General features: G+C 70.8%; 16 protein-coding genes. 9 read left to right on the top strand and 7 right to left on the bottom strand.

The annotated features are described in order from the left end of the window. The first annotated feature begins 161 nt into the window (after positions 1-161). The 4 genes from ACWEOW_RS15190 to ACWEOW_RS15175 all read left to right on the top strand — a co-directional run bounded on the left by ACWEOW_RS15190 (position 162) and on the right by ACWEOW_RS15175 (position 3,994). Positions 162-926 (top strand): NUDIX hydrolase, encoded by a 765-nt coding sequence (locus tag ACWEOW_RS15190; RefSeq protein WP_452270052.1) that lies wholly within the window; start codon positions 162-164, stop codon positions 924-926. After that, complete coding sequence (locus ACWEOW_RS15185) at positions 923-2,125, top strand: MarP family serine protease (RefSeq protein WP_452270051.1); 1,203 nt, start codon at positions 923-925, stop codon at positions 2,123-2,125. Before ACWEOW_RS15190 ends, ACWEOW_RS15185 begins: the two co-directional genes overlap by 4 nt. 61 nt (positions 2,126-2,186) lie before the next feature. After that, on the top strand, positions 2,187-3,170 hold the full coding sequence (locus ACWEOW_RS15180; protein ID WP_452270050.1) for a CorA family divalent cation transporter: 984 nt from the start codon (positions 2,187-2,189) through the stop codon (positions 3,168-3,170). Positions 3,171-3,172: 2 nt separating this feature from the next. Then, a complete protein-coding gene (locus ACWEOW_RS15175; RefSeq protein ID WP_452270049.1) occupies positions 3,173-3,994 on the top strand; it encodes a GNAT family N-acetyltransferase in 822 nt (273 codons plus the stop codon). A gap of 8 nt (positions 3,995-4,002) precedes the next feature. Here ACWEOW_RS15175 and ACWEOW_RS15170 read toward each other — a convergent pair whose 3' ends face one another. From ACWEOW_RS15170 to ACWEOW_RS15150, 5 genes are read right to left on the bottom strand one after another with little or no spacing between them, the layout of a single operon-like run. After that, entirely contained in the window at positions 4,003-5,424 is a 1,422-nt protein-coding gene (locus ACWEOW_RS15170) for an aldehyde dehydrogenase family protein (RefSeq protein WP_452270048.1), read from the bottom strand. Next, entirely contained in the window at positions 5,421-5,855 is a 435-nt protein-coding gene (locus ACWEOW_RS15165) for a cupin domain-containing protein (RefSeq protein ID WP_452270047.1), read from the bottom strand. The genes ACWEOW_RS15170 and ACWEOW_RS15165 overlap by 4 nt, the downstream gene beginning before the upstream one ends. Continuing rightward, positions 5,848-6,951, bottom strand: coding sequence for an isocitrate/isopropylmalate dehydrogenase family protein (locus ACWEOW_RS15160; RefSeq protein WP_452270046.1), 1,104 nt, complete (start codon positions 6,949-6,951; stop codon positions 5,848-5,850). The genes ACWEOW_RS15165 and ACWEOW_RS15160 overlap by 8 nt, the downstream gene beginning before the upstream one ends. After that, entirely contained in the window at positions 6,948-7,265 is a 318-nt protein-coding gene (locus ACWEOW_RS15155) for a putative quinol monooxygenase (RefSeq protein ID WP_452270045.1), read from the bottom strand. Before ACWEOW_RS15155 ends, ACWEOW_RS15160 begins: the two co-directional genes overlap by 4 nt. Continuing rightward, on the bottom strand, positions 7,262-8,404 hold the full coding sequence (locus ACWEOW_RS15150; RefSeq protein WP_452270044.1) for an Ldh family oxidoreductase: 1,143 nt from the start codon (positions 8,402-8,404) through the stop codon (positions 7,262-7,264). Before ACWEOW_RS15150 ends, ACWEOW_RS15155 begins: the two co-directional genes overlap by 4 nt. Positions 8,405-8,465: 61 nt before the next feature. On the opposite strand from ACWEOW_RS15150, the gene ACWEOW_RS15145 reads away from it, so the two are divergent. Further along, positions 8,466-9,152 (top strand): GntR family transcriptional regulator, encoded by a 687-nt coding sequence (locus ACWEOW_RS15145; RefSeq protein WP_452270043.1) that lies wholly within the window; start codon positions 8,466-8,468, stop codon positions 9,150-9,152. Between the two features lie 484 nt (positions 9,153-9,636). On the opposite strand, the gene ACWEOW_RS15140 is transcribed toward ACWEOW_RS15145, so the two are convergent. Next, positions 9,637-10,326: a response regulator gene (locus tag ACWEOW_RS15140; RefSeq protein ID WP_452270042.1), complete on the bottom strand. Its 690-nt coding sequence runs from the start codon at positions 10,324-10,326 to the stop codon at positions 9,637-9,639. Next, positions 10,323-11,897 (bottom strand): sensor histidine kinase, encoded by a 1,575-nt coding sequence (locus ACWEOW_RS15135; protein ID WP_452270041.1) that lies wholly within the window; start codon positions 11,895-11,897, stop codon positions 10,323-10,325. Before ACWEOW_RS15135 ends, ACWEOW_RS15140 begins: the two co-directional genes overlap by 4 nt. Before the next feature lie 228 nt (positions 11,898-12,125). Between ACWEOW_RS15135 and ACWEOW_RS15130 the strand changes: the two genes are divergently transcribed. From ACWEOW_RS15130 to ACWEOW_RS15115, 4 genes are read left to right on the top strand one after another with little or no spacing between them, the layout of a single operon-like run. Further along, positions 12,126-13,139, top strand: coding sequence for a Bug family tripartite tricarboxylate transporter substrate binding protein (locus ACWEOW_RS15130; RefSeq protein ID WP_452270040.1), 1,014 nt, complete (start codon positions 12,126-12,128; stop codon positions 13,137-13,139). After that, complete coding sequence (locus tag ACWEOW_RS15125) at positions 13,136-13,765, top strand: tripartite tricarboxylate transporter TctB family protein (RefSeq protein ID WP_452270039.1); 630 nt, start codon at positions 13,136-13,138, stop codon at positions 13,763-13,765. Before ACWEOW_RS15130 ends, ACWEOW_RS15125 begins: the two co-directional genes overlap by 4 nt. Continuing rightward, entirely contained in the window at positions 13,765-15,330 is a 1,566-nt protein-coding gene (locus ACWEOW_RS15120) for a tripartite tricarboxylate transporter permease (RefSeq protein ID WP_452270038.1), read from the top strand. The genes ACWEOW_RS15125 and ACWEOW_RS15120 overlap by 1 nt, the downstream gene beginning before the upstream one ends. 1 nt (position 15,331) lies before the next feature. Further along, positions 15,332-15,730 (top strand): universal stress protein, encoded by a 399-nt coding sequence (locus ACWEOW_RS15115; protein WP_452270037.1) that lies wholly within the window; start codon positions 15,332-15,334, stop codon positions 15,728-15,730. Positions 15,731-16,077: the final 347 nt, after the last annotated feature.

Genomic DNA, 16,077 nt, shown 5'->3' with positions numbered 1-16,077 from the left:
TGTCGCCGAGGTGACATATTCGGCTGTCGCCGAGGTGACATATTCGGCTGTCGCCGGGGTGACCTGTTCGGCTGCCGCCGAGGTGACATATTCGGCTGTCGCCGAGGTGACCTGTTCGGCTGCCATGGTGAGCAGGGTGGACCGGTGAGCTGGGTGGGACAGTGACGTCGACGCTCAGCGGGATCACGTATGCCGGCAGGTCGGGCACCATCGAGCCGTCCCCGACGCTGGGGGGCGGCAAGGCCGGCGCGGTCGGCGATGCCGCGCCGCGGCCCGAATGGATCGACGACCTCGCGGTGAAGCTGGAAGACGCTGCGCCTGAATGGTTCTCGCACTTCGTGCCGCCCGAGGAAGGGGGGCGCGAGTCGGCCGTCCTCATCCTCTTCGGCCCGCCGCCGGCCGGTGCATCCTCCGCGGACGAGCACCTCGTCCTCATCGAGCGGTCGCACACGATGCGCACCCAGCCGGCCCAGATCGCCTTCCCCGGCGGCTCGCGTGACCCGGGTGACGCCGACCTCGTCGAGACCGCGCTGCGCGAGGCCGCGGAGGAGACGGGGCTCGACCCGAGCGGTGTCGAGGTCGTCACGCAGCTGCCCACGCTCTACCTCGCGCCCGCTCAGTTCGTCGTCGCCCCGGTGCTCGGCTGGTGGGCGCACCCGTCGCCGTTGTCGGTGCGCGACCCGGCCGAGGTGCACGACGTGCTCGCTGTCCCGGTGTCGCACCTGGTCGACCCGGCCACGCGCTTCTCGGTGACGCATCCGTCGGGCTTCGTCGGCCCCGGCTTCGACCTCGACGAGCTGCTGCTCTGGGGGTTCACGGCAGGGCTGGTCAGCGCGGTGCTCGAGATCGCGGGGCTGAGCCGGCCGTGGGACGCCGGCGTGCACCGCCCGCTGCCGGAGCGCTACTTCGGAGGGCCGCGACGATGACCGGGAGCGTGGTGCTCGACATCGCCCTGATCGTGCTGCTCGTCGCGTACGGCTACTCCGGCTACCGGCAGGGGCTCATCCAGAGCGTCTTCTCGCTCGTGGGCTTCTTCGGGTTCGCACTCATCGCGATCTGGCTGCTCCCGTCGGGGCTGTCGCACTGGGACGCCGTCGCCCAGGACTCGCGAAGCAGGGTGCTTGCGCTCATCATCGGCGTCGTGGCGTTCGGCTGGCTGGGTCAGTGGCTCGGCAGCATGGTCGGCGGCTCGATCCGCAAACGGATCGGGAGCAACTCGTTCCGCCGGGTCGACCAGGTGCTCGGGGCGATCGTCGTCACGCTCGCCGCGAGTCTCATCGTCTGGTTCATCGGCGGCACGCTCCGCAGCGCCGGCAACCCGTCGCTGGCCAAGGCGATGTCCGAGTCTCGGGTCCTGCGCGTCGTCAACGCCGTCGTGCCCGAGGAGACCGGCCAGCTGTTCGCCAGCTTCCGCGGCTTCCTGTCCAGCCAAGGGTTCCCGCAGGTCTTCGGCGGCCTGTCTCCCGAGCCGATCACCCCGGTGCAGGACCCCGACCCCGGCGTAGCCCGGCTGCCCGCAGTCCGAGCGGCCGGCCGCTCCGTCGTCAAGGTGACCACCCAGGCCGCGCAGTGCCAGCGTGGCCAGGAGGGCACGGGCTGGGTGGTCTCACCGGGCAAGATCGTCACCAACGCGCACGTCGTCGCGGGGGCGGACGAGGTGCAGGTCGAGGGCGGCGACCAGGCGCTGCGGGGGCGCGTGGTCATCTTCGACCCGCAGCGCGACCTGGCCGTGGTCAGCGTGCCGGGCCTCGCCCTTCCGCCGCTGCAGCTCGGTGGTGAGCTGAAGCGCGGCGACTCGGCGGCGGTGCCCGGCTTCCCGCTGGACGGTCCCTACCGCGTGTCGTCCGCACGGGTCCGGGCCATGCTCGACGCTCGGGGTCTGGACATCTACGGCCAGAACCGCGTCGTACGCGAGATCTACTCGCTCGCCACGACGGTGCAGCCCGGCAACTCCGGAGGCCCGCTGCTCGACACCAACGGCCGCGTGTCAGGGGTCGTGTTCGCCAAGTCGCTGGAGGACGACTCGACCGGGTACGCGCTGACCCTGAACGAGGCGAAACCCGTTCTGGACAAGGCCGCCTCGGCCACCAACGAGGTGAGCACCGGAGCGTGCGTCGCCGGGTGACCCACCGCGAGGAGCGCGCCAATCCGGTTCGATGCGGCGGCCGCGGTGACAGAGTTGGACCATGCAGGTGTCGTTCGTCAGCGCCGACGGGATCACCGACCATCAGCCGTCCGAGCTCGAGGGGCTGCTCGGTCGGTCCGACGGGTTCGTCTGGGTCGACATCCCCGAATACGACGAGCATGCGGACGCGCTGCTCGCCGGCCCGCTCAAGGCGCACGCACTGGTCCGACAGGCCTGCGCCGAGCGCAACTTCGTGCCGACGATCCACGCCTACGAGCAGCACCTGTTCGTCATCCTCCACGCACCCCTCACCGGGGAAGGCGGTCACGTGCACGTCCTCGAGCTCGACGAGCTGATCGGGGACACGTACCTCGTCACCGTTCACGGCCCCCGCAACCCGGTGCTCACGCAGGAGGCTGCGACCGAGGAGACCCGAGCGATCCGCGCGCGCCTCGAGGCCGGTCGGCTCCGGCCCGGCAGTGCCCACGAGCTCGCCTATGCCATCGGCTCGGCCATCGCGCGCCGTCAGAGCGCAGCGGTGCGCCAGGTCGCGGGCCAGCTGCCCGAGCTCGAGAACGCCGTCATGGCCGCAGACTTCCGGCGCCCGGAGGAGCTTCTCGAGCGTCTCTTCCTGCTGCGGCACGAGCTGAGCACCGCACGCACCATGGCCTCACAGGCGTACGACATCCAGGCGCGGATCCACTCGCTGGAGCGCTTCGTCCCCGCCGAGGCGCGACGTCACGCTCGGGACCTCGCGGAGCAGTTCGAGCGGGTGCGCAGCCTCGGCGACGGTGAGATGGGGTTCCTCGTCGGCGTCATCGACCTCTATCAGACCCGGGTCACGACGAAGATGACTGTGGCGATGGAGCGTCTGGCCGTGATCGCGGCGATCACCCTTCCGATCACCGCCATCGCGTCCATCTACGGCATGAACCTCATCGGCAACGACGGCACCGACATCGAGCACCTCGTCATCGTGCTCGCCGTCATGCTCGGCATCAGCTTGTGGCTCCTGCGATGGGCCCGGCGCCAGGGCTGGTGGTGACCGTGCACATCGACTCTCCCGGGCTGCGCACCGATCTCGACCTCCTGCTGCTCCAGGGGTCATCGGTCATCGACGCGGGCGACCATCTCGTCGTGCGCACCGAGTCCAACCCGACCTTCTGGTGGGGGAACTTCCTGCTGGTCTCAGGTGAGGCCCGTACATCCGAGATCGACCACTGGACAAGCCGGTTCGAGCACGAGTTTCCGACCAGCGCGCATCACGCGATCGGCTTCACCAGAGCCGGCGGCGACCTGGACGCCTGGCGGGCGGCCGGCTGGGACGCCGAGGTCCACGTCGACCTCGCCACGGAGGCACTGCCTGTGTCGCGGGACGCCCGGGACGGCATACAGCTGGAGGGCACTGGCGCTGACAGCGGCCTCACGCTGCGGTCTCTCGAGACGCCCGAGGACTGGGAGCAGTCGGCGGTCGTCGGGGGCAGCGACACGCCCGCCGACCGGCGCGACGACCAGCTCGTGTTCGAGCGGCGGCGCGCTGCGGCGCAGCGCGCCCTCGTCGAGTCGGGACGGGCGCGGTGGTTCGGCGCGCTCGACGGCGTGCGTCTCGTTGGCAACCTAGGGATCGTGCGGCTCGGTGACCTCGCGCGCTACCAGGACGTCGTGACGCTCGCCGAGTACCGCCGGCGCGGCATCGCCGGGGCCCTCGTGCGCGCGGCGGGCGAGTGGGCGTACGAAGACCCGCACGTCCGGCGCCTGGTCATCGTCGCGGAGGACGGTGGGCCCGCGATCGGCCTCTACGAGCGGGCTGGCTTCAGCGAGGTCGCTCGCCACTCAGCGGTGTCACGCACACCCCTGCCCGCCGGCTGACGACGAGGTCAGGCGGGGGCGGCGACCCAGTAGGTGCGCTGGTTCGTGAAGGCGAGCAGGCCCGCGTCGGCGAGCTCGCGCCCGTAGCCACTGCGGCGGGTGCCGCCGAACGGCAGCCGCGGGTCAGACGCGACGACCGCGTTGACGAACGCCGCGCCGGTGGTGACCTGCCGCGCCACCCCGACCGCGCGCTCCGTCGAGCGGCTCCAGACGGACAGACCCAGGCCGTATGCCGTGTGGCCGGCCAGCGCGACCGCGTGCGCTTCGTCGCGGGCGACCGCCACGGCTGCGACGGGGCCGAAGGTCTCCTCGTCGAAGACCGGCATACCGGGCCGGGTGTCGACCAGAACGGTCGGCTCGTAGAACCAGCCGTCCGTGTCGAGTCTGCGGCCACCCAGCGCGACCGTGGCACCGAGAGCGACCGATGCGTCCACCTGTCGCTGGAGGACGTCGCGCAGGTCGATGCGCGCCATCGGCCCGATGTCGGTGGTCGGGTCGGTCGGGTCGCCGACGCGCAGGTCACGGACGCCCGCGACGAATCGCTCGACGAACGAGTCGGCGACGGGCTCCTCGACGACGAACCGCTTGGCGCAGACGCAGCTCTGGCCGGCGTTGGTGAACCGGGCCCGGACCGCGGCAGCGGCGGCGGCCTCGACGTCGGCATCAGCGAGGACCACGAAGGCATCCGAGCCGCCGAGCTCGAGCACCGACGGCTTGGCCGCGCGGCCGGCGGCCGCACCGACGTGCTCGCCCGCCCTGTTGCTGCCGGTGAGGGTGACGCCCGCGACGCGGTCGTCGTCGACGAGACTTCCGACGACGTGAGGCACGTCGCGCTCGGCGATGACGAGCGCGGTGACGAGATGCGCAGGCAGGGCCGCCTCCTCGAACAGCCCCGCTACGGCGAGCGCGGAACCGGTCACGTTGGGCGAGTGTTTGAGCAGCACGCCGTTTCCGGCCGCGACCGCGGGGATGGCGAACCGCATGACCTGCCAGATCGGGAAGTTCCACGGCATGACGGCGAGCACCAACCCGATCGGCTCGTGCGCGACCCAGGCGGTGACGTCGGGGGAGTCGAGGTCGACCGGCCGGTCGGCCAGGATGCGGGCGCCGTGCGCGGCATAGTGGTCGGCGGTGAGTGCCGACTTGGCAACCTCGCCGCGCGCTTCCGCGAGGGGCTTGCCCATCTCGCTGGTGACGAGCGCGGCGAGGGCGTCCGTCCGGTCCCTCAGCACGGCCGCCAGCCGCCCGACGGCGGCGAGCCGCTCGGCCAGTGGCGTCGAACCCCACGCGCGGGACGCGGCTGCGCCTGCCGCGACTGCGGCCTCGATCTCTTCGGTTGTCATCGCCGGAAACTCTTGCAGCACAGTGCCGTTCGCCGGGTTGACGGTCTGGATGTGCGCCCGCCCTGCTGAGACGGTGGTGGCAGTCATGGCGTGCCCAGTCCTCCGCGGTCGTGCTCCGACAGATGCTCGAACGTCTCACCGGTGGCGGTGATGGTCCGCGTGACGTCGTGGCCGCCATAGACCCAGTAGATCCGCATCGTGCCGGCGCCGCGGTTGTAGAAACGGTGCGGCACCCCCGCGGGCACCCAAGTTGCTTCTCCCGCAACGAGATCGAACGACTCGTCCCCGATCTCGGCCACTGCATCGCCCTCGAGGATCAGCACCGACTCCTCGACGTTGTGGCTGTGCAGCGGCAGGCCGGTGCCTTCGGCGAACTGTGTCTGCCCGGTTGTCACACGGTTCGTCTCGCAGTTCCACTTGCCGACATAAGGGATCGTGACGACGCCATTGCCGCGGTCGAACGGCGCGACGGCGTCAGGGCGGATGAGCAGGTTGGGTGTGCTCGGCAGGTCAGGCATGGTGGTCCTCTCGGGACAGGGCGGATGTGAGTGCGCGAGTCGGCAGGGCGGCGACGACCGCGTCGGCGACCTGCGCGGTCGTGAGGGTGCCGCCGAGATCGAGGGTGCGAGTCGAGGGCTCTGCGATCACCGCGCTCACCGCGTCGTCAACAGCCTGCGCCGCGGCGACGAGCTCCGCGCGTCCGGCTCGCCTGCCATGCCACTCGAGCAGCATCGCGGCTGACCGGATGAGCGACACAGGGTTGGCGATGCCGCGGCCCGCGATATCGGGCGCCGAGCCGTGCTGGGCCTGGGCGACGCACACGCCTTCGCCGACGTTGATCGCTCCGCCGAGCCCCAAGCTGCCCGACAGCTCGGACGCCTCGTCGCTGAGGATGTCGCCGAACATGTTCGTCGTCACGATGACGTCGAAGCCACTGGGGTCGCGAATGAGCCGGGCCGCCGCGGCATCGACGATGAGCTCTCGCAGCTCCACGTCGGCATAGCCCTCGGCGACGCGGCGCACCTCCCGCAGGAAGAGCCCGTCCGACAGCTTGAGGACGTTGGCCTTGTGCACCGCGGTGACCACACCGCGACGCGTCCGGGCGAGCTCGAACGCGGCGTGTGCCACCGTGGCCGAGGCACGCGCGGTGATCTTGCGGATGGAGAAGGCGGAGTCGGCGTCCGGCATGAACTCGCCGGAGCCGGCATACATGTTGCGGTCGGAGTAGAAGCCCTCGGTGTTCTCGCGGACGATGACGAGGTCCATCGGCGCTCGCAGCACGCTCAGATCCGGGACCGACCTGCACGGACGGATGTTGGCGTGAAGCGCGAACCGGGTCCGCAGCTCGGCCGACGGATTGAGGCCGCCCTCGGCGCGTGGTGGGTAGTCGTAGTGCGAGACCGGGCCGAGGATCGTCCCGTCGACCTCGGTGACGCGCTGGACGACCGCGTCGGGGAGGGTCGTGCCCTCTGCCGCCAGCGACGCGAGCCCGATCGGCGCCGACTCGACCATGAGCCCGAGCTCATGCAGCTCGTCGGCCGCTTCCAGGACACGCAGCGTGGCCGCCGTGATCTCCGAGCCGATGCCGTCGCCCGACAGTACGAGGATCCTCATGCCGCTCCTACCTCCTTGTGCCGGACCCGCACAGCGGCAAGGGTGTTCAGCTGCGTTCCGGGCACGACGCAGCGGTCGGCGGCGCGTCGCCAGTCGGCGAAGTGCTGAGCCGCTCGGTGTGCTGCCACCGCGTCCTCGTCGACGTACCGCTCGTAGAAGACGAAGTGATGCGGGTCGGCCAGGTCCTGGGTCACCTCGAACCCGAGGCAGCCCGGCTCGTCGTTGAACGAGCGCTCGGCGTTCGTGCCGATGGCGTCGACGAACTCGTCGAGGCGCTCTGGGATGACGTCGAGCGAGACGATGAGGGCGATCACGGTGCGGTCTCCTTCGGGTCGTGGGTCGGTGGGTCGGTCCCGGGAATGGGTATGCCGTGGGGCTGGGCCAGCTCGCACAGTGCGGCCCACGTGGCCGGTGCCAGCCGTATGCCGTCGCGTTCGTTCGCGACCCGGGCGCGGTCCTCGAGCTCGCCGGGGACGAGGATGCGATCGGCCCACGAGGCGAGCTCGCCGGAGTGGGTCTGGTCGACGAGCTGCTCCATGCGAGAGGCGAACTCGTCAGCGTCGGCTACTGATGCGACGTCGATGACGACCAGGAGATGGCCCGCTCCGCTGCGCCGCTCCGGGTCGTAGGGGCCGGCGACCGCATCACCGAAAGCGCTGCCGGTGAGCACTCCGGCGAGGACGTCCATCATGAACGAGATGACGTAGCCCTTCGCGCCGGCCATGGGCAGGATCAGCCCGTCGATGGCCGCGGCAGGGTCGGTCGTCGGTGTGCCGTCGGCGGTGGCTGCCCATCCGTCCGGGATCTGCTCGTTCCGCTCGGCGGCGAGGTAGACCTTGCCCCTGGCGACGGCGGTGTTGGCAAGGTCCATGACGACGACCCCGTGCCGGCCGGCGGGGGCGGCGATCGACCACGGGTTGGTGCCGACCGACTTGCGGCGCCCGCCCCAGGGAGCCATGGCCGGGCTGGCGTTGGTCACGAGGATGGCCACGCATCCGGCCTCGGCGACGGCGCGGGTGAAGTAGGCCGCGGTGCCGAAGTGGCCCGAGTTGCGGACCGCGATGCCGGCGATGCCGTGGGCTCGGGCGCGCTGGACACCGAGGTCGGCGGCGCGCCGGGCAACGACCTGGCCGATTCCGTCGTGCCCGTCGAGCACCACCATCGCTCCGTGGTCGATCACGGTCTCCACCTCGGTGACCGCCGCCATCGCTCCGGAAGCGAGGCGGGCGGCATACCAGGGCAGTCGCAGCACGCCGTGGGACGCGTGTCCCCAGAGCTCGGCGGTGACGAGTGTGTCGGCGAGGAGGGCCGCATCGGCATCCGGCACGCCGCGGACGGTGAGCAGGTCGGTCACGAATGCTGCGAGCGCCGCCGGCGCGACGAGGACGCGCTCGGCTGCCGCGGAGGCACCCGTGTCGGGCCCGGCGACCGAAGGGTTCGCGACGTGTGCCACGGATGCTCCTTCCTGGTGGGGGTTCGTGCAAGACTGAGTGCATGGAAGCATACTTGTATACATGTGTGCAACGAGAGGTCGCGACGTGGACCGGATGAAGCGCGCCTCGGGCGGCCAGCTCGTGTACGCCGAGCTCCGGCGCCGCATCCTCGACCTCGAGCTCGCCCCGGGGCAGCGGCTCTACGAGCCCGAGCTGGCGGCAACGCTGCAGGTCAGCCGCACTCCGCTGCGTGAGGCGCTGCGCCTGCTCCTCGCCGAGGACCTCATCGACCAGCTGCCGACCGGAGGCATGGTGGTGCGGCCGCTCAGCGCTGCCGACATCGAGGAGCTCTACGGCGTTCGAGCCGTCCTCGAGGGGCTCATGTCGGCCGAGGCCGCCCGGCGGCTCACCGACGACGACGCGGCGAACCTGACGAACCTGGTGGAGCGCAACGCCCGCCTCGTGGGGCAGGCTGACGACGCGATGCGCGCCGGTCACGACTTTCACCTCGGCATCGCACAGGTCGCCGGACACGGATGGGCTCGCCGGCTCCACGAGCAGGTCGACGGCCACATGTCCCGTTACCGGCCCTTCACCAACGAGAGCCAGGAGCGGCGCACCGCTGCGCTCGAGGAGCACCGCGGCATACTCGGGGCCATCGTCGGGCGCGACCCGCAGGAGGCGCGCCGCCGGGCCGAGGCGCACGTCATCACCGCGCGTGGCGTCGCTCTCGACGCCATCGCCGACCGTCTCGCCGCCCATCCCTGAGCCCGGACCCCCTCTTCGTCGAGTGGGCGCCCCGTCACAGGGGCCCCACCCGTCACGTGACTGGTGGGGCTGGGCGCCCACTCGACTGGGGCTGGTGGGGGCTAGTGGGGCTGGGCGCCCACTCGACTAGGGAGACTCGGGGCCGCCGTCAGGACCCTCCCTCTTCGTCGAGTGGCCGCCCGGTCACAGGGGCCCCACCCGTCACGTGACTGGTGGGGCGGAGCGCCCACTCGACTGGTGGGGGATGGGGGAGGGGGCTGATGGGGCTGGTGGGGCTGGGCGCCCACTCGACTATGGAGACTCGGGGCCGCCGTCAGGACCCTCCCTCTTGTCGAGTTCGTCTTGTCGAGTGGCCGCCCGGTCACAGGGGCCCCACCCGTCACGTGACTGGTGGGGCTGGGCGCCCACTCGACTGGTGGGGGAGGGGGCTGATGGGGCTGGTGGGACCGGGCGCCCACTCGACTGGGGCGGCGGGGCGTGGAGGTCAGTGGGAGCGGCTGCGGTACCGGCGCTCGGGGCGACCGGCGGTGCCGTAGCGCGGCCGCATCTCCGCGCTCCCGGTGGCGACGAGGTGGTCGAGGTACCGCCGCGTGCTGCTGCGGGAGAGGCCCGTGGCCTCGGCGCACTCCATCGCCGACAGCCCGTCGTCGCCGGCCTCGTCGAGCGCTCGTGCCACGAGGCCGATCGTGTCGGGGCTGATGCTCTTGGGCAGGCGCTGGGTGCGGCGGGCCGCCTGCGTGCGGAAGGCGCGGTCGACGTCGTCCTGGCCCACCACGTCGCGGTCGTCCAGCTCGGTGAGGTCGGCGCGGTGGTCGGCGTAGTCGGCCAGCCGCTGTCTGAGCGACTCGATCTCGAAGGGCTTGACGAGATAGCTGAACACGCCGCCGTGCAACGCGCGACGGACCGAGTCCACGTCGCGAGCGGCGCTGATCACGATGACGTCGACCGCGCCGGACGACTGCTCGCGCAGGTGGCGCAGCACGTCGAGCCCGCTCAGGTCAGGCAGGTAGATGTCGAGCAGGACGAGGTCGGGATGGGTCGTCCGAACGGCCTCGAGCGCTGCCGCGGCCGAGTGGACCACGCCCACGACCTGGAAGCCGGCCTGGCGGGACACCACGCTCGAGTGCACGCGCGCCACCATGAAGTCGTCGTCGACGACGAGCACCCGGATCATCGAGCCGCGCTCCCGGGCAGCGTCGCGGGCTCGAAGGGGAGAGTGGCGACGAACACCGCGCCGCCGTCGTGGCTGACCTGGACGTCGCCGCCCCGCTTGCGGCAGATGACGCGCACGAGGGCAAGGCCCATGCCGCGGCGCCCGCCGGGCTCGACCTCCTTGGTGCTGACACCGTGCCGGAAGACGCGTTCGCCGAGGTCGGTGTCGATGCCCGGACCGGTGTCGCGCACGGTGATCCTCACCGCGCGGTCGTCCTGGACGAGCTCGACGGTGACCACCGGGTCTGCCGCGTCGGACGAAGCGTCGAAGGCGTTGTCGATGAGGTTGCCGAGGACCGTGTTGACGTCGGTCGCCAGCCGCTCGTCGAGCTTGTCGAGCTTGCTGAGCGCGGTCGACTCGTCGAGCTCGAGCTCGACACCACGTTCGTCGGCCTGGCTCGACTTGGCGATGAGCAGGGCCGCGACGGCCGGGTCGGCGACGTGCGCCGTGATGCTCCGGGTGAGCCGGGTCTGGCTGTCGGTGATGTGCCGGACGTAGGTGCGCGCCTCGTCGTACTCGCCGAGCTCGATCAGCCCGGTGACGACGTGCATCCGGTTGCTGAACTCGTGGGCCTGGGCGCGCAGCGCGTCGGTCGTGTCTCGCGTGACGTCGAGCTCACGCTGCAGCTCGAGCAGCTCGGTGCGGTCACGCAGCGTCACGACCCACCCGATGTGACGACCACGGCTGAGCACCGGCATACGGTTAAGGGTGAGCACCCTTCCGCGGTAAGGGATTACGCGGTCGGGGGTGGCGTCCGACTCGGCGAACATGTCCGCGAGCCGACCCGTCGGGTCGAGGTCGTCGAGGTGGCGTCCGACGGAGGTCTGCGGGATGCCGAGCAGGTGCGCGGCCTCGTCGTTGACCATCGTGACCCGGCGGTCGAGCCCGACTGCGAGCATGCCCTCCTTGATGCCGTGGAGGATGGCCTCGCGCTGCTCGACCAGACCGGTGATCTCGCGCGGCTCGAGGCCGAGCGTCTGCTTCTTGACGCGACGAGCGAGCAGGAGGGAGCCTGCCACCCCGAGGGCGGTGGCGATGCCGAGGTAGGTCAGCAGGTTGGGCAGTGCCGCCGCCAGGCTCTCCATGGCGGACGGGTGCATCCGGGTCACCACGACGACGCCGTCGGTCTGGAACGTCTTGGGGTTGATCACCGGCGCGGTCGCCATCGCGGCCCCCGACTCGGTCTCCGAGCCGACCCACGCGCGCCCGAGATAGCTCGGGTCAGGCTGCAGCCGGACCACGTTCCTCACCGGAAGGGGGTCGGTCGACACGAGCACGGTGCGGTCGGCGAGGGCCAGCATGATCTTCGTGGATCCGGAGTCGACACGGGCGCTCTCCGCGAGGTAGTGGGCACCCCTCATGACGTCCGGGTTGTGCGTGGAGGCCGCCTCGCGCATGGCGCTCGTCCCGGCGAGCCGCTCGGCCACCTGGAGCGCCTGCCGCCCGAACGTCTCATGAGCACGTGCGTCGGACTGGGCGAGAGAGACCAGGACGACCCCGATGATCACCACGCACATGATCGCGAGCTGCATGGCTAGCATGCGACCGGCGAGGGTCCACCTCCGCGGCCGCAACCGTGATCGCCACGTCGCGCTCATGCGGACATTCTGGCGATCCGCGTCGGCAAGGCCAACGTGCGCCTGAGCAGAATGAACAAAATGGAGTTTGCGCTCCTAACCGTGACAGCCGTATGCCGCCTCGGCACGCTTGCGGACCAACCGGGCCTTTGGTGCCCGCCCTGTCAGACAAAGGAGTCTCCAGTGCGTTTCCGGACCACGACCACAGTCGGCGTCGCGATCCTTGCCGCCAGCCTCGCCCTGTCCGCCTGCGGCGTCAGCAAGGACGAGTCGTCCGACACCAGCTCCGCGCAGGCCGCCGCCGGCCCCGTCAAGGGCCTGCGCCTGCTCGTGCCCAACTCTCCGGGCAGCGGCTACGACACGACGGCGCGCGCCGCGGCCAAGTCCATGCAGGACGCCGGGCTCGCCAGCACGATCGAGGTCTTCAACACCGCAGGCGCGGGCGGCACCGTCGGTCTGCAGCGCCTCGTCAACGAGCAGGGCAAGGACGACATCCTCATGCAGATGGGGCTCGGGGTCGTCGGCGCCGTCTACACGAACAAGTCGAAGGCCACGCTCAACGACACCGTGCCGATCGCCAAGCTCATCGAGGAGTCGGAGGCCATCGTCGTCCCGGCCGGCTCGCCCTACACCTCGCTCGACCAGCTCGTCGCGGCCTGGAAGGCCAACCCGGGCTCGGTGCCCGTGGGCGGCGCCTCCAACGCCGGCGGTCCCGACCACCTGACGCCGATGCTGCTCGCGAAGGCCGTCGGTGTCACGCCCAAGGACGTCAACTACGTCGCGTACGACGGTGGCGGCGAGCTGCTCACCGCGGTACTCGGCAAGAAGGTCGCGTTCGCCGCGACCGGCATCAGCGAGGTCGCCGAGCAGGCCAAGAACGGCGATGTGAAGATCCTCGCCGTCACGAGCGAGAAGCCCGTCGAGGGTGTCGACGCTCCGACCCTCAAGAGCCTCGGCGTCGACATGGTGTTCACGAACTGGCGCGGCATCGTCGGCCCGCCCGGACTCTCGCCGGAGAAGACCAAGCAGTACGTCGACCTCCTGACGAAGATGCACGACTCGGCGCAGTGGAAGAAGACGCTGACGGACCAGGGCTGGACCGACGCGTTCCAGTCGGGTGAGGAGTTCAAGTCCTTCCTGACCGCGCAGAACGAGAGCGTGGCGGGCGTCCTGCAGGAACTCGGCCTGACGTCATGACGTCCCCACAGCAAGACCCGGTGCGACCGGGGCCCGTGACCAGCGGCGCCCCGGTCCCCGCGGACCGGGTCCCCCCGGACCGGCTGCCCCCGGACCGGCCAGCCTCGGACGGGCTTCCCCCGGACGACGCGGTCGAGAAGCAGAAGCCCGGGTATGCCGAGTACGGCGTCGTCGTGGTCCTGCTGGCTCTCGGGGCTTGGGCGATCGTGGATGCCCTGAGCCTCGCGGACATCGCGATGAACCGGGGCCCGGTCAGCTCGAAGACCGTCCCGATCGTCGTCGGCATCCTGCTCCTCGTGACCGGCGTCCTGCTCGCGGTCGACATCGCGCGCGGCGGTCGCGGCGAGCAGGAGGGTGGTGAGGACGTCGACCTGTCCCACGGCAGTGACTGGCGCACCATCGGCCTGCTCACGGCGTCGTTCGCCGCCAACGCCGTGCTCATCGAGCGGGTCGGCTGGCCGATCTCAGGAGCGATCCTCTTCTTCGGCACGTCCTACGCCCTCGGCAGCCGGCACTACCTCCGCAACGCCGTCATCTCGCTCGTCATGTCGGTGAGCACCTGGTACCTGTTCTACGCGGTGCTCGACCTCAAGCTCCCGGCCGGGCTGCTGAAGGGAATCCTGTGATGGACGGAATCAGCTCCCTCATCTCGGGCTTCGGCGACGCGCTGACCCCGATCAACCTGCTCTATGCGTTCCTCGGCGTCCTGCTCGGGACCGCGATCGGGGTGCTGCCCGGCATCGGCCCGGCTATGACCATCGCGCTGCTGCTGCCGCTCACGCTCACCCTCGAGCCCACCCAGGCCTTCATCATGTTCGCCGGCATCTACTACGGCGGCATGTACGGCGGGTCGACGACCTCGATCCTGCTCAACACCCCAGGCGAGAGCGCGTCGGTGATCACCGCCATCGAGGGCAACCTCATGGCGAAGAAGGGCCGAGGGGCCGCGGCTCTCGCGACCGCCGCCATCGGCTCGTTCGTCGCCGGCACCATCGGGACCCTGGGCCTGGCCCTGCTGGCTCCGGTCATCGTCAAGATCGCCGTGCAGCTCGGCGCACCCGACTACTTCGCGGTCATGGTCCTGGCCTTCATCGCCGTGACCACCGTGCTCGGGTCCTCGAAGGTCCGCGGGTTCGCCTCGCTCGGCATCGGCCTGCTCATCGGCACGATCGGCATCGACGCGACCCTCGGTGGTCAGCAGCGGCTGACGTTCGGCATACCGGAGCTCGCCGACGGCATCGACGTCGTCGTGGTCGCGGTGGGACTGTTCGCCGTGGGCGAGGCCCTGTGGGTCGCAGCGCACCTGCGCCGGGCACCGCTCGACATCGTCCACGTCGACGGCGCGCGGATGAACCGCGAGGACTGGCGCCGCTCGTGGAAGCCGTGGCTGCGCGGGACGGTGATCGGCTTCCCGTTCGGGGCCGTCCCGGCGGGCGGTGCCGAGATCCCGACGTTCCTGTCCTATGCGACGGAGAAGAAGCTGGCCAAGCACCCGGAAGAGTTCGGAAAGGGTGCGATCGAGGGTGTGGCCGGGCCCGAGGCGACGAACAACGCCTCGGCTGCGGGCGGCCTCGTGCCCCTGCTGACGCTGGGCATCCCGACCACGGCCACAGCGGCGGTGATGCTGGGCGCCTTCCAGAGCTACGGCATACAGCCCGGGCCTCGGCTGCTCGACGAGCAGGCGCCCCTGGTGTGGGCGCTCATCGCGAGCCTCTTCATCGGCAACGCGATCCTGCTGGGGCTCAACCTCCCGCTCGCGACCGTGTGGGCACGGCTGCTGCGCATCCCGAGGCCGTACCTCTATGCCGGCATCCTCTTCTTCGCCAGCATCGGGGCCTATGCCGCGAACAGCTCCACGTTCGACCTGTGGCTGCTGCTCATCATCGGGTTCCTCGGCTTCTTCATGCGCCGCTTCGGGCTGCCCGTGGTCCCGGCGATCATCGGCATCATCCTCGGCCCGGTCGCGGAGGAGCAGCTGCGGCGGGCGCTGCAGATCAGCAACGGCGACCTGTCGGGGCTCTACGACACGTGGTTCTCGAAGGTGGTCTACCTCGTCATCGTGCTGCTGCTCGTGCTGCCCCCGGTCCTGCGGGCCGCCCGCGGTCGGCGCGGCGGCGACTCCGCGGGCCCGGACGTCCCCCGCGACGAGCCGCTCGCCGCTCACGCTCACGCCAATGTGGAAGGACTCTGAGATGCCCATCGTCGTCGGGTACGTCCCCTCCCCAACCGGCCGGGCGGCACTGTCGTCCGCCATCGGTGAGGCACGGCGGCGCAGCGCCCGGCTCGTCGTGCTCAACGCGAGCCGTGGCGACGCGCTGGTCGACCGGCGCCACTCGTCAGCCGACGACTGGGACGCCGTTCGAACCGAGCTCGAAGGCTCCGGGGTCGAGTTCGAGGTGACCCAGCAGGTCGAGGCCAAGGACCCGGCCGAGCAGGTGCTCGAGGTGGCCCGGAACACCAACGCCGAGCTGATCGTCATCGGACTGCGCCGTCGCACCCCCGTCGGCAAGCTCATCATGGGCAGCCAGGCCCAGACGATCCTGCTCGAGGCCGACTGCCCGGTCCTCGCCGTCAAGGCCGAGACCGGCTGACCCGGCTCGTGGACGCGGCCCCGTCCCCAGGGCCGCCCGCGCCGCCGCGCAGTCCCGCCCCGTCCCCCGGCGCGGCGGCGCACCCCCCCACGTCGAGTGGCCTCGTGGTCACAGCCAAACGTGGGTGACTGCGTGGCCACTCGACGGGGTGGTTGACTCGAGTGGCCTCGTAGTCAGAGCCAAACCCGGTGAATGCGGGGCCACTCGACGGGGTGGTTGAGTCGAGTGGCCTCGTGGTCACAGCCAAACCCGGGTGAATGCGGGGCCACTCGACGGGGTGGTTGACTCGAGTGGCCTCGTGGTCACAGCCAAACCCGGGTGAATGCGGGGCCACTCGACGGGGTGGT

It is taken from the genome of Monashia sp. NPDC004114 (assembly GCF_053603855.1).
The sequence above is the reverse complement of the archived record's forward strand: the minus strand, read 5'-3'. Positions and strand labels throughout refer to the sequence as shown.

What these genes read in the sequence shown, in the direction of transcription:
- ACWEOW_RS15165 (WP_452270047.1), bottom strand. Translation starts at nt 5,855, where the DNA reads ATGCCTGACCTGCCGAGCACACCCAACCTGCTCATCCGCCCTGACGCC.
- ACWEOW_RS15160 (WP_452270046.1), bottom strand. Translation starts at nt 6,951, where the DNA reads ATGAGGATCCTCGTACTGTCGGGCGACGGCATCGGCTCGGAGATCACG.
- ACWEOW_RS15170 (WP_452270048.1), bottom strand. Translation starts at nt 5,424, where the DNA reads ATGACTGCCACCACCGTCTCAGCAGGGCGGGCGCACATCCAGACCGTC.
- ACWEOW_RS15180 (WP_452270050.1), top strand. Translation starts at nt 2,187, where the DNA reads ATGCAGGTGTCGTTCGTCAGCGCCGACGGGATCACCGACCATCAGCCG.
- ACWEOW_RS15135 (WP_452270041.1), bottom strand. Translation starts at nt 11,897, where the DNA reads ATGCAGCTCGCGATCATGTGCGTGGTGATCATCGGGGTCGTCCTGGTC.
- ACWEOW_RS15185 (WP_452270051.1), top strand. Translation starts at nt 923, where the DNA reads ATGACCGGGAGCGTGGTGCTCGACATCGCCCTGATCGTGCTGCTCGTC.
- ACWEOW_RS15115 (WP_452270037.1), top strand. Translation starts at nt 15,332, where the DNA reads ATGCCCATCGTCGTCGGGTACGTCCCCTCCCCAACCGGCCGGGCGGCA.
- ACWEOW_RS15145 (WP_452270043.1), top strand. Translation starts at nt 8,466, where the DNA reads ATGTGTGCAACGAGAGGTCGCGACGTGGACCGGATGAAGCGCGCCTCG.
- ACWEOW_RS15120 (WP_452270038.1), top strand. Translation starts at nt 13,765, where the DNA reads ATGGACGGAATCAGCTCCCTCATCTCGGGCTTCGGCGACGCGCTGACC.
- ACWEOW_RS15140 (WP_452270042.1), bottom strand. Translation starts at nt 10,326, where the DNA reads ATGATCCGGGTGCTCGTCGTCGACGACGACTTCATGGTGGCGCGCGTG.
- ACWEOW_RS15125 (WP_452270039.1), top strand. Translation starts at nt 13,136, where the DNA reads ATGACGTCCCCACAGCAAGACCCGGTGCGACCGGGGCCCGTGACCAGC.